At 59.0% G+C, this 12,505-nt stretch carries 10 protein-coding genes; 5 read left to right on the forward strand and 5 right to left on the reverse strand.

The features are described 5' to 3' along the window. The first annotated feature begins 72 nt into the window (after window positions 1-72). Window positions 73-1,260: a 2-methylaconitate cis-trans isomerase PrpF gene (prpF, locus tag V6943_RS17895; protein WP_340554915.1), complete on the forward strand. Its 1,188-nt coding sequence runs from the start codon at window positions 73-75 to the stop codon at window positions 1,258-1,260. 192 nt (window positions 1,261-1,452) lie between these two features. On the opposite strand, the gene ppsR is transcribed toward prpF, so the two are convergent. Beyond that, a complete protein-coding gene (gene ppsR / locus V6943_RS17900) occupies window positions 1,453-2,271 on the reverse strand; it encodes a posphoenolpyruvate synthetase regulatory kinase/phosphorylase PpsR (RefSeq protein WP_131648912.1) in 819 nt (272 codons plus the stop codon). A gap of 155 nt (window positions 2,272-2,426) precedes the next feature. On the opposite strand from ppsR, the gene ppsA reads away from it, so the two are divergent. Further along, window positions 2,427-4,799, forward strand: a complete 2,373-nt coding sequence (ppsA, locus tag V6943_RS17905) for a phosphoenolpyruvate synthase (RefSeq protein WP_340554916.1) — start codon at window positions 2,427-2,429, stop codon at window positions 4,797-4,799. 161 nt (window positions 4,800-4,960) lie between these two features. Next, window positions 4,961-5,449, forward strand: a complete 489-nt coding sequence (gene rraA / locus V6943_RS17910) for a ribonuclease E activity regulator RraA (protein WP_340554917.1) — start codon at window positions 4,961-4,963, stop codon at window positions 5,447-5,449. Between the two features lie 517 nt (window positions 5,450-5,966). On the opposite strand, the gene acnB is transcribed toward rraA, so the two are convergent. Further along, window positions 5,967-8,576, reverse strand: a complete 2,610-nt coding sequence (gene acnB, locus V6943_RS17915) for a bifunctional aconitate hydratase 2/2-methylisocitrate dehydratase (RefSeq protein ID WP_340554918.1) — start codon at window positions 8,574-8,576, stop codon at window positions 5,967-5,969. A gap of 403 nt (window positions 8,577-8,979) precedes the next feature. Here acnB and V6943_RS17920 point away from each other — a divergent pair, with 403 nt between their 5' ends. Next, window positions 8,980-9,447 carry a DUF1289 domain-containing protein gene (locus tag V6943_RS17920; RefSeq protein WP_340554919.1) on the forward strand — a complete coding sequence of 156 codons (468 nt, stop codon included), beginning with the start codon at window positions 8,980-8,982 and terminating at the stop codon, window positions 9,445-9,447. Window positions 9,448-9,497: 50 nt separating this feature from the next. Here V6943_RS17920 and V6943_RS17925 read toward each other — a convergent pair whose 3' ends face one another. Next, the gene (locus tag V6943_RS17925) at window positions 9,498-10,361 is read right to left on the reverse strand and encodes a universal stress protein (RefSeq protein ID WP_181104028.1); all 864 of its coding nucleotides are present in this window, start codon (window positions 10,359-10,361) and stop codon (window positions 9,498-9,500) included. A 180-nt stretch (window positions 10,362-10,541) separates the two neighbouring features. Here V6943_RS17925 and V6943_RS17930 point away from each other — a divergent pair, with 180 nt between their 5' ends. Further along, window positions 10,542-11,147, forward strand: coding sequence for a tRNA-(ms[2]io[6]A)-hydroxylase (locus V6943_RS17930; RefSeq protein ID WP_340554920.1), 606 nt, complete (start codon window positions 10,542-10,544; stop codon window positions 11,145-11,147). Between the two features lie 5 nt (window positions 11,148-11,152). On the opposite strand, the gene lpxH is transcribed toward V6943_RS17930, so the two are convergent. Together lpxH and V6943_RS17940 are read right to left on the reverse strand one after the other, a co-directional pair. Further along, entirely contained in the window at window positions 11,153-11,875 is a 723-nt protein-coding gene (lpxH, locus tag V6943_RS17935; RefSeq protein ID WP_340554921.1) for a UDP-2,3-diacylglucosamine diphosphatase, read from the reverse strand. 6 nt (window positions 11,876-11,881) lie between these two features. Continuing rightward, the gene (locus tag V6943_RS17940) at window positions 11,882-12,376 is read right to left on the reverse strand and encodes a peptidylprolyl isomerase (RefSeq protein WP_131648904.1); all 495 of its coding nucleotides are present in this window, start codon (window positions 12,374-12,376) and stop codon (window positions 11,882-11,884) included. Between the last annotated feature and the right edge of the window lie 129 nt (window positions 12,377-12,505).

The raw sequence follows: 12,505 nt of genomic DNA on the forward strand, positions 1-12,505 counted from the left end.
AAGATCGGTCTGGCAGAGACCGCATTCCATTCCCGTTGCCGCCGTGGCGGCAACGTTTCATGAGAACTCTTTATGGCTTGTGTGCCCCAGACCAAGATTCCCGCTACCTATATGCGTGGCGGCACCAGCAAGGGCGTGTTCTTCCGCCTGCAGGACCTTCCCGAGCGCTGCCAGCTTCCAGGCGCAGCCCGCGACAAGCTGTTCATGCGCGTGATCGGCGGCCCAGATCCTTATGCCGCGCATATCGACGGCATGGGCGGCGCCACCTCCAGCACCAGCAAGTGCGTGATCCTCTCGAAGAGCAACCAGCCCGATCACGACGTGGATTACCTCTACGGCCAGGTTTCAATCGACAAGGCGTTCGTCGATTGGAGTGGTAACTGCGGCAATCTGTCTACCGGTGCCGGCGCCTTCGCCATTCATGCCGGACTGATTGATCCGACGCGCATTCCCGAGAACGGCACCTGCGAGGTTCGCATCTGGCAGGCCAATATCCAAAAGACCATCATCGCCCATGTGCCGGTCAGTAATGGCCAGGTGCAGGAAACCGGCGATTTCGAGCTGGACGGCGTGACATTTCCGGCGGCCGAAATCGTGCTCGAATTTCTCGACCCGTCCGATGATGGCGAGGAGGGCGGCTCTATGTTCCCCACCGGCAACCTGGTCGACGAACTAGAGGTGCCGGGCATCGGCGCGTTGAAGGCGACCATGATCAGCGCCGGTATCCCCACTGTGTTCGTCAATGCCGAGGACATTGGCTATCAGGGCACGGAGCTGCGCGAGGATATCAACGGCAACCCCGAGGCGCTGGCGCGTCTGGAGGCCATCCGCGTGGCCGGTGCGTTGCGCATGGGGCTAATCAAGACGGCGGACGAAGCGCTGACCCGCCAGCACACGCCAAAGGTCGCCTTCGTCTCCAAGCCGAAAACCTACGTGGCTTCCAGCGGCAAGACCATCGAGGCCGGCGAAGTGGACCTGCTGGTGCGTGCGCTGTCCATGGGCAAGCTGCACCATGCCATGATGGGCACCTGTGCAGTCGCGATCGGCACGGCAGCGGCGGTTCCGGGTACGTTGGTCAATCTGGCGGCCGGTGGCGGTGATCGCGAGGCGGTGCGCTTCGGCCATCCATCCGGCACCCTGCGGGTCGGCGCCGAGGCGAAGCAGGTAGATGGTCAGTGGACAGTGACCAAAGCAGTCATGAGCCGCAGCGCGCGCATCCTGATGGAGGGTTGGGTGCGCGTGCCGGGCGACTGCTTCTGAGCCGAGCCACTTTGGCTAGAAAGCCGAAAGTACTCAGCCGAGGCAGGCTGTTGGGTCGAGCCTCGGCGGGATGAAAGAGGGGGTTAGCTTCGCGTTGTCCGCCAGTCCTGCTTTTTGCTTCCAGAAGGAATCACTCAAAAAACCGCTATCGGTTGCACCTATCAGGCTTTTTGTTGTCTAGCGAAGCGGTGCTTATTTCAGTCTGCGCTCGACGCCTTTTTCCACCAGGATCTTGGCGGATATTTCTTCAACGGAGAAATGCGTGGAATTGATGTAATTGATGTTCTCGCGGCGGAACAGGTTTTCCACCTCGCGTACTTCGAATTCGCACTGAGCGAAACTCGCATAGCGGCTGTTGGGTTTGCGTTCGTTGCGAATGGCGGTGAGGCGGTCCGGGTCGATGGTCAGGCCGAAAAGCTTGTCCCGGTGAGTTTTCAAAGCGGTCGGTAGTTGCAGGCGCTCCATGTCGTCTTCGGTCAGCGGGTAGTTGGCTGCCCGGATGCCGTACTGCATTGCCATATACAGGCAGGTCGGGGTTTTGCCACACCGAGAGACGCCGACCAGAATCAGGTCCGCTTTGTCGTAGTAATGGGTACGGGCGCCGTCATCGTTATCCAGAGCGAAATTGACCGCGTCGATTCGCTCCATGTAGTTGGCGTTATGGCTGATCGAATGGGATTTGCCGACCGAATAGGAAGAACGTGACATCAGTTCATGTTCCAGCGGAGCAAGGAAAGACGAAAAGATGTCGATCATGAAGCCATTGGACTCGGCCAGGATGTCGCGAATCTCCTGGTTCACCAGCGTATCGAATATGATCGGGCGCGCGCCGTCGCTTTCCGCCGCTTTATTGATTTGCTGTACCATCAGCCGCGCTTTGTCGGCGGTATCTATGTATGGCCGAGTCAGCTTGGTGAAGCTGATGTTTTCGAACTGTGCCAGCAGGCTCTGGCCAAGTGTTTCGGCCGTGATGCCGGTACCGTCGGATATGAAGAATGCAGTTCGTTTCATTGCACCTGGGGCCTTAAGTCAAGAACGGTTCTCAGCTATAGTAGCCCCCTTCGCCGAGCCACAAGTGGCGGGCATTGTCACCCATTTTGCAGGGGCAGGCCACCGGATCGCGGATGGAGCCGACCGAGTTTCCAACACAATGTGGAGAGAGCACCTTGGTAGAGTACGTAGTTTCCCTCGATAAGCTCGGCAATCATGACGTTGAGCGTGTAGGGGGCAAGAACGCCTCCCTAGGCGAGATGATCAGCAACCTTGCTGGCGCGGGCGTTTCGGTACCTGGTGGTTTCGCCACTACGGCACAGGCCTATCGTGACTTCATGGAACTCAGCGGCCTGAACGAGCAGATCCATGCGCTCCTCGATGCGCTGGACGTAGACGACGTGAATGCACTGGCCAAGGCCGGTGCTCAGATTCGCGGCTGGGTCATGAAGGCTGAATTCCCTCAGCAGCTGGATGCCGATATCCGCGCAGCCTTCGCCGAGATGTCCGCCGGTAACGACAATCTGGCGGTAGCGGTGCGCTCTTCGGCAACTGCGGAAGACTTGCCCGATGCTTCCTTTGCAGGTCAGCAGGAAACTTTCCTCAATATTCGTGGCGTGGATAACGTGATCCGCGCTGCCAAGGAAGTGTTCGCCTCCCTGTTCAATGACCGTGCCATTGCCTATCGCGTGCACCAGGGCTTCGACCACAAGCTGGTCGCCCTATCCGCCGGCGTGCAGCGCATGGTGCGCTCCGAAACCGGCACTGCTGGCGTGATGTTCACGCTGGACACCGAGTCCGGCTTCCGCGATGTGGTCTTCATCACTGGCGCCTATGGCCTGGGCGAGACCGTGGTGCAGGGCGCGGTCAACCCTGACGAGTTCTACGTCCACAAGCACACCCTCGAAGCGGGCCGTCCGGCAATCTTGCGCCGTAATCTCGGTAGCAAGGCGATCAAGATGATCTACGGAGAAGAAGCCAGCGCCGGCAAGTCGGTCAAGACCGTCGATGTCGATCAGGCTGAACGCATGCGTTTCTGTCTCACAGACGAAGAAGTCAGCAATCTGGCCCGCCAGGCGATGATCATCGAGAAACACTACGGCCGCCCGATGGATATCGAGTGGGCCAAGGATGGTGATGATGGTCAGCTTTACATCGTCCAAGCGCGCCCCGAGACCGTAAAAAGCCGCACCAGCGCCAACGTCATGGAGCGCTATCTGCTCAAGGAAAAAGGCACTGTGCTGGTCGAAGGCCGCGCCATCGGTCAGCGCATCGGCGCAGGCCCGGTGAAGATCATTCGCGACGTCTCGGAAATGGACAAGGTTCAGCCGGGCGATGTTCTTGTATCGGACATGACCGACCCCGATTGGGAACCGGTGATGAAGCGCGCCAGTGCCATCGTCACCAACCGCGGCGGCCGTACCTGTCACGCGGCGATCATCGCGCGTGAACTGGGTATCCCGGCGGTCGTGGGTTGCGGCAATGCCACCGAGCTGCTGAAGGACGGTCAGCGCGTCACCGTCACCTGCGCCGAAGGCGACACCGGCCTGATCTTCGAAGGCGAATTGGGCTTCGATATCCGTCAGAACTCCATCGACGCCATGCCGGAACTGCCGTTCAAGATCATGATGAACGTCGGCAACCCGGATCGCGCATTCGACTTCGCTCAGTTGCCGAACGAGGGCGTGGGCCTGGCCCGCCTGGAATTCATCATTAACCGCATGATCGGTGTGCATCCCAAAGCGCTGCTGAATTTCGACGGCCTGCCGGCGGATGTGAAGAGTAGCGTCGAGAAGCGCATCGCCGGTTATGGCGATCCGGTCGATTTCTATGTGGAGAAGTTGGTCGAAGGCGTAAGTACGCTGGCTGCGGCGTTCTGGCCGAAGAAAGTCATCGTGCGGCTGTCGGACTTCAAGTCCAACGAATACGCCAACCTGATCGGCGGCAAGCTTTACGAGCCGGAAGAAGAGAATCCGATGCTCGGCTTCCGTGGCGCCTCGCGCTACATCAGCGAATCCTTCCGCGACTGCTTCGAGCTCGAATGCCGGGCGATGAAGAAGGTCCGCGACGTCATGGGGCTGACCAACGTCGAGCTGATGGTGCCTTTCGTACGTACGCTTGGCGAGGCCTCGCAGGTCATCGACATTCTCGGCCAGTTCGGCCTCAAGCGCGGTGAGAATGGTCTGCGCATCATCATGATGTGCGAACTGCCTTCCAACGCGCTGTTGGCCGACGAGTTCCTGGAGTTCTTCGATGGTTTCTCCATCGGCTCCAATGACATGACCCAGCTCGCGCTCGGCCTTGATCGCGACTCCGGCATCATTGCCCATTTGTTCGACGAGCGTAATCCTGCCGTGAAGAAGTTGCTGGCCAGCGCCATCCAGGCGTGCAACAAAGCGGGCAAATACATCGGGATCTGCGGGCAGGGCCCATCGGATCATCCAGATCTAGCCAAGTGGCTGATGGAACAGGGCATCGAAAGCGTATCCCTGAATCCGGACTCCGTGCTAGACACTTGGTTCTTCCTGGCCGATGCCGAAATCGGCTGATAGGGGCTGGAACGAAAGGGCGGATATTCCGCCCTTTTCTATGCGCAATATCTTATTTGGCGGCTTGTTAATCGCGGTTTTGCTTGGTCCGCTTCGCTAGGTTCACGAGGAGTGGAACGCCGACTAAACCAAGATGGTTTCAAAGGTGAAAGGAGATTTCCATGCAATATGTCACGCCTGATCTATGCGATGCCTACCCTGACTTGATTCAGGTGGTAGAGCCGATCTTCAGCAACTTTGGCGGTCGCGACTCCATTGGTGGCCAGATCGTCACGGTCAAGTGCTTCGAGGACAACTCCGTGGTCAAGGAGCAGGTCGAGCTCGATGGCACCGGCAAGGTGATGGTGGTCGATGGTGGTGGCTCGCTGCGCTGCGCCTTGCTGGGCGACATGCTCGCCGAGAAGGCTGCACGTAACGGCTGGCACGGCTTGGTCATCTACGGGTGCATTCGCGACGTGGATATCGTTGCGCAAACCGATCTCGGCGTGCAGGCACTGGCCAGCCATCCGTTGAAGAGCAACAAGCGTGGTGTCGGTGAATTGAATATCCCGGTGACCTTCTGCGGCGTGACCTTTCGTCCTGGTGAATACCTCTATGCCGACAACAACGGCATTGTCGTCTCGCCTGAAGAGTTGAAGATGCCCGAGTGAACCGAAGATCCGGTTATGCCGTAATGCTGTTTACGTTAATGGAGCGGCTTTACGGTTACCGGTTAACGTTACCGAGTCTTTGAAACGCGGCCGTCCAGGCTTTGCAGGCCTGGGCGGTTTTTGTACATCCCTCCGCAGCAACTCCTTTGCCGCAGTGATCGCTTCCCCGCTGACAAGGTTTTTTGAACAGATAGCAATTACTGCCGTTCTGGCTTGTACGAGTCAGGCTCAGCAGCCAATCGCGTTCAGAAAATCCACAGTCTTGTCAGGTGCGCTCTATGTTCCCGACTCACCACTCCCTTGCAGATACCGTTTAACCGGGTCGGGGGTCTGCAATGCTCTGACTGAAGTACTCAGATCGGCGCGGACAGATTACCCAGGCCGGACCATCGTTATTGGTAAGGCAAAAAAAAATCCGATGCCAAAGCTTGGCATCGGATTTCGAGGAGACCCGGCATTGGCTAATGCTGAGTGAAACAGCATTTAGCCGACGCGGGCTGTTTCCATCTTTACAGCGTCAGACAGCGACTACGTCGATCCTTGCCTTGGCCGCGGACTCGCGGAACTCAGCGATCTGATCGAAGCTCAGGTAGCGGTAGACGTCCGCTGCCATGGTGTCGATCTGAGCGGCGTAGACCAAGTATTCCTCAACAGTCGGCAGGCGGCCGAGAATCGAAGCGACCGCCGCCAGTTCGGCGGAAGCCAGGTATACGTTGGTCGCATCGCCCAGGCGGTTCGGGAAGTTACGGGTCGAAGTGGAGACCACGGTCGAGCCGGTTTCTACCCGTGCCTGGTTGCCCATGCACAGCGAGCAGCCCGGCATTTCCAGACGCGCACCGGCGCGACCGTAGATGCCGTAATAGCCTTCCTCGGTCAACTGATGCTGGTCCATCTTGGTCGGCGGCGACAGCCACAGACGAGTCGGCAGCGAGCCTTCGACCTTGTCCAGCAGTTTGCCGGCGGCACGGAAGTGACCGATGTTGGTCATGCAGGAGCCGATGAAGACTTCGTCGATCTTCTCGCCCTGTACGCTGGAAAGCAGACGGGCATCGTCCGGGTCGTTCGGAGCGCAGAGAACCGGCTCGGTGACTTCGGACAGATCGATTTCGATAACTTCAGCGTATTCGGCGTCGGCATCGGCAGCAAGCAGCTCCGGCTTGGCCAGCCAGGCTTCCATCGCCTGAGCGCGGCGCTCGAGGGTACGCGCATCTCCGTAACCTTCGCTGATCATCCAGCGCAGCAGGGTGATGTTCGACTGCAGGTACTCGGCAATTGCGCCTTCCGGCAGCTTGATGGTGCAGCCTGCAGCGGAGCGTTCGGCGGAGGCGTCAGATAGCTCGAATGCTTGCTCGACGGTCAGGTCGTTCAGGCCTTCGATTTCGAGGATGCGGCCAGAGAAGATGTTCTTCTTGCCCTTCTTCTCGACGGTCAGCAGACCTTTCTGAATCGCGTAGTAGGGGATGGCATGAACCAAGTCACGCAGGGTGATGCCAGGCTGCATCTTGCCCTTGAAGCGAACCAAGACCGATTCCGGCATGTCCAGCGGCATGACGCCGGTAGCAGCGGCGAACGCGACCAGGCCGGAACCGGCCGGGAAGGAAATGCCCATCGGGAAGCGGGTATGCGAGTCACCGCCGGTACCTACGGTGTCCGGCAGCAGCATACGGTTCAGCCAGCTGTGGATGATGCCGTCACCCGGACGCAGGGAAACACCGCCGCGGGTCATGATGAAGTCCGGCAGGGTGTGATGCGTGGTAACGTCGATCGGCTTCGGATAAGCGGCAGTGTGGCAGAAGGACTGCATCACCAGGTCGGCCGAGAAGCCCAGGCAAGCCAGGTCCTTCAGCTCGTCGCGAGTCATCGGGCCGGTGGTGTCCTGAGAGCCGACGGTAGTCATCTTCGGTTCGCAGTAGGTGCCCGGACGGACGCCTTTGCCTTCCGGCAGACCGCAGGCGCGGCCAACCATCTTTTGCGCGAGGGTGAAACCCTTGCTGCTCTCGGCGGGGGCTTCTGGCTTCTTGAACAGATCCGATGGACCCATGCCCAGTTCGGCGCGGGCTTTTTCGGTCAGGCCGCGGCCGATGATCAGCGGAATACGGCCGCCGGCGCGCACTTCGTCGAGCAGAACGTCGGTCTTCAGTTCGAAGGTGGTAACCAGCTCATCGCTATCGTGGCGGCGAACTTCACCCTTGTATGGGTAAACGTCGATCACGTCGCCCATGGCCAGATCGGAGCAGTCGAACTCGATCGGCAGTGCACCGGCGTCTTCCATGGTGTTGTAGAAGATCGGGGCGATCTTGGTGCCGAAGCAGAAGCCACCTGCACGCTTGTTCGGTACGTTCGGGATGTCGTCGCCGAAGAACCACAGCACCGAGTTGGTAGCCGATTTACGCGAAGAACCAGTACCCACCACGTCGCCGACATAGGCGACCGGGAAGCCTTTGGTCTTCAGTTCTTCCATCTGCTTGAGCGGACCAACCGAGCCGGGAACGTCGGGGTTGATACCGTCGCGGGCCATTTTCAGCATGGCCAGGGCATGCAATGGGATGTCCGGACGCGACCAGGCGTCAGGCGCTGGCGACAGGTCATCGGTGTTGGTTTCGCCGGTCACCTTGAACACGGTCAGGGTGATTTTTTCGGCAACCGGGGCGCGGTTCTTGAACCACTCGCCTTCGGCCCAGGACTGCATTACGGCCTTGGCGTTGGCATTGCCGGCCTTGGCTTTCTCGGCCACGTCATGGAAGGCATCGAACATCAGCAGGGTGTGCTTGAGTTGCGCTGCGGTGGTATCGGACAGTTCCGGATCGTCCAGAAGATCGACCAGCGTGACGATGTTGTAACCGCCTTGCATGGTTCCCAGCAGCTCGACGGCATGCTGCTTGCTGATCAGTGGTGAAGCGGCTTCGCCCTTGGCGATAGCGGCCAGGAAGCCAGCCTTGACGTAGGCTGCTTCGTCCACGCCCGCGGGGACGCGGTTGGTGATCAGATCGAGGAGGAATTGTTCTTCGCCGGCTGGCGGGTTTTTCAGAAGTTCGACCAGGCCTGCGGTCTGCTCGGCGTTCAGCGGCTGGGGCACGACGCCCTGGGCGGCACGCTCTTCTACGTGTTTGCGATAGGCTTCAAGCACAGTTATATACCCTCATCATTGGTCCCTTGGGTGTCTCGGGACGCGCATCCGGAAGCTGTTTTCAAAGTTTTACGCCGGCGGCGTGACGGGTGCGCAGGAGAGAGGGATCTGCGCACCCGACGGATGACCGGTTCAACTGTGCTCGTGACGCTTTGAAAACAGCTTCGTACGGATTGTGGCGCCGAAAACGGCGGAGCGATTCTACTGGAATGGGTCCGTAAAGTTAAGTGAAACGCCATGGCGCCCGAATATCGAGGGTTCTGTCGGGCGTTCGCGAAAGTCTGCTGGAGCGCCGGGCGGCGCGGGGTACACGGCCAGAAAAGAGGCGCTGCAGTGGATTCATTCGTGACCTGGCTTGGACAAAAGTCTAAGATGCGGCGCTGTTCATCGACTCACCCTCGCTATGTCCAACCAGCGCATCAAAACCCCTTGTGTGGGTCTCTGTTCCACTGTTTATGGTGATCTCGTCTGCCGTGGCTGCAAGCGCTTCCACCATGAGGTGGTGAGTTGGAATGCCTATGAGGAGGAGAGCAAGCGCTCCGTCTGGCGGCGTTTGGAGCTGCTCCTGGCGCAAGTGATGGCCGCCAAGCTTGAAATCTTCGATGCCGATTTACTTCGCCGCCAGATGGAAAGCCGGCAGATCCGCTTCGTCGCGGAGCAGTCACCGTATTGCTGGGCTTATCAGCTTATCGCTCGAGGCGCACGGGTTATTCAGCAGCTCGATGCTTATGGAGTCGTGTTGCTGCCGGAGTTTCGCGAGTGGGCACTTCCCGAACTTCGCGACGCCATCGATCGGGAGTTTTTTCTGCTCTCCGAGGCGCATTACCAGCGCTATATCGCGCCTCGGTTTCTCAACGATACGGCTGAATGAGTGTCTGCCTTCACCGGAAGCGCGGCAGTATTCCGCCCGGGTGAAATGAGTCAGCGATGGGCTACCAGCTCCTCGAGGTGGCCAATGATGTCTTCCGGTTTGAGAACCAGCACGTCGCTTTCCAGCGTATCGAGTACCACCTCGGCGGTATTGCCCATCAACGCGCCGGAAAAACCGGTGCGGGCAACCGTGCCGATGACCGTCACGACGGCCTGAATTTGATGGCAGACGCGTGGGATCAGCGCATCCGCAGGGCCTTCCTCGATATGCAGCTGCCCATCGGGGATGCCGTAGTCGGCCTGGAATTGCTTGCAAGCGCTGCGATAGCGTGCCTCGATAGTTTCTTTCAGTTGAAAAGCCGGATCGGCTGCCGACAGCATCGGCGAAGGATGGGCGCTGATGACATGCAAATTGCCTTCGGCAAGCGCGGCGATCTGGTAACCATGATTGATGATGCTCGAGTGCAACGTACGGTGTTCGATGTCGGCGTTACCGACGTCCACCGCGGCGAGAATATTGCCGCCGGTCCAGGGTGCCTCGGTTTTGACCATCAGCACGGGACAAGGGCAGTAGCGCAGCAGCTTCCAGTCATCGGGCGTCAGCAAGGCGCGCTTCAGTGGGTTGTCGGGCACGTGTTGCTTGATTACCAGACCGCAGCCTTCAGCTTGTTGCACCGTGACGATCGTGTGATGCAGGTTGTCATGCCAGGCTTGCTGCGTGGTAACGGTGTGCCCTTGCTCCTCCAGTTCTGTGCGGATTTTGGCGAGGTAGGCGTTGTGATCCTGCTTGGTATCGCAGACGAGTAGATGCAACTCCGATTGGCTGACGCTGGAAATGAGGCGCGCCCGCTTCAAAGCCAGGTTTTCAGGAAGTTTCGGGTCAATTATCACAAGGATACGGCGTATGGCTTGCATGATCGGCTCCGTTTCCAATATCGGTTGAACTCACTATAGACAACGCAAGCGCGCCGGCTACTGATCCATATCAAGCAGCTCTGGCTGTCTGTCGTTGGCTTCGTATAATGCGCCGCTGGCGGCAGCGCTGACGTCGATCGCCGCATCCATCACTTTTTTGCGAATACCAAGACCTCACCCATGCTCCCCAAATTGAACGAATTTCTTGGCTGTGCCACTCCGACCGCCTGGGTCGAGGTTGCGCTGCAGAACCAGGACGTGATGCTCATCGATCACGGCAACTGCGAGAAGAAAGCTGCCGGGGCCGCTTTTCAGCTTATGTTCCGGTATGTCGACAAGCCTGATCTGCAAAACAAGATGTCGCGTTTGGCTAGAGAGGAGCTGCGGCACTTCGAGCAGGTGCTTTCCATTATTCGCAAGCGCGACATTGGTCTGCGAAACATCGGCTCGTCACGCTATGCGGCGGGTCTGCGGGAGTTGGTGCGCAATCACGAGCCCTATCGACTGACCGATACGCTGGTGATCGGGGCGTTCATCGAGGCCCGCTCGTGCGAGCGTTTCGCGATGCTGGTGCCGCATCTGGACGAGGAGCTCGGCAAGTTCTATCACGGCCTGCTCAAGTCAGAAGCGCGGCATTTTCAGGATTATCTGAAGCTGGCTTATCTGTACGGTGACGCCGTCGACATCGACGCGACCATCGTCCGAGTGCGGGCGCGTGAGCGCGAATTGATTGAAAGCGTCGACACTGAGTTTCGCTTCCATAGCGGCGTTCCGGTCGCCGGCTGAGCGGCTCAGCTCAGTTCGAACGGCGCCTGATGAACGCCTGATTCATCGATCTGTAGCGCCCAACCTTGTCGGTCCCAGTCGCCCAACACGATGCGCGTAGCGGGTTGACCGGCAACCTGTAGCCTGTGGTTTGCTGGGCGGTGAGTATGGCCATGGATCAGGGTCCGGACGCCGTAACGCTGCATGACATCAATGACCTCATCAGGCGTGACGTCGACGATGTCGCTGGCTTTCATGCGCGTCTCTTCCTTGCTGCTCGATCGCAGTTTCTGCGCCAGCTTCTGGCGTCTGGCGAGCGGCAAATGGTGAAGGATGAACAGGCTGGCGGGATTACGCAGCCACCGTCGTAGCCGCATATAGCCTTGATCTCGCGTACAGAGGGTATCGCCGTGCATCAGCAAGACCCGTTGGCCGCCGAGCTCGGCAACGTGCGTATCAGGTAGCAATGTGCAGCCCGCCTCGCGACAGAACGCCTTGCCCATCATGAAGTCGCGATTGCCGTGCATCAGATAGATGCGGGTTCCGCTTTCGCTCAGGACGCGGAGGGCAGCGGCGATCTCGTGCTGATAGGGTGTCATACCGTCGTCGCCGACCCAGACCTCGAAAAAGTCACCGAGGATATAGAGCGCCTCGGCCTGGATTGCTCGAGTTTCGAGAAAACGAAGAAACGCCCGGGTGATGTCCGGGCGTTCTTCTTCGAGATGCAGATCTGAAATCAGCAGAATCAACGAGGCTTACTCGACGATCTCGGCTTTCTCGATGACCACGTCGTCCACCGGAACGTCCTGATGGCCGGACTTCATGGTGGTGGAAACGCCCTTGATCTTCTCGACCACGTCCATGCCTTCGACCACTTCACCAAACACCGCGTAGCCCCAGCCTTGCACGGTCGGTGCGGTGTGATCCAAGAAGTCGTTGTCCTTTACGTTGATGAAGAACTGCGCGGACGCCGAATGCGGCTCCATGGTGCGCGCCATGGCCAACGTGCCGACCTTGTTGGAGAGCCCGTTGTTGGCTTCGTTCTTGATCTGTGCGCGGGTAGCTTTCTGCTTCATGCCCGGCTCGAACCCGCCGCCCTGGATCATGAAATTGCTGATCACGCGATGGAAGATGGTCCCGTCGTAGTGACCGCTCTTAACGTATTCCTTGAAGTTGGCCGTGGTTTCTGGGGCTTTGTCTTCGTACAGCTTGACGGTGATGACGCCGTGGTTGGTGTGGAGCTTGATCATTGGGAGTCTTCCTTATGAAGGGAATAAACCGCGCCGCGATAACAGGGCGGCGCGGCAACGGAGAAGGACCGCTGCTGCAGAGCGATGCGGCCGGGCGCTTTGCTCTGTCAGGGGGTTGACGGGTCCGCT

Source organism: Pseudomonas sp. CBC3 (genome assembly GCF_037967085.1).
Taxonomy (GTDB): domain Bacteria; phylum Pseudomonadota; class Gammaproteobacteria; order Pseudomonadales; family Pseudomonadaceae; genus Stutzerimonas.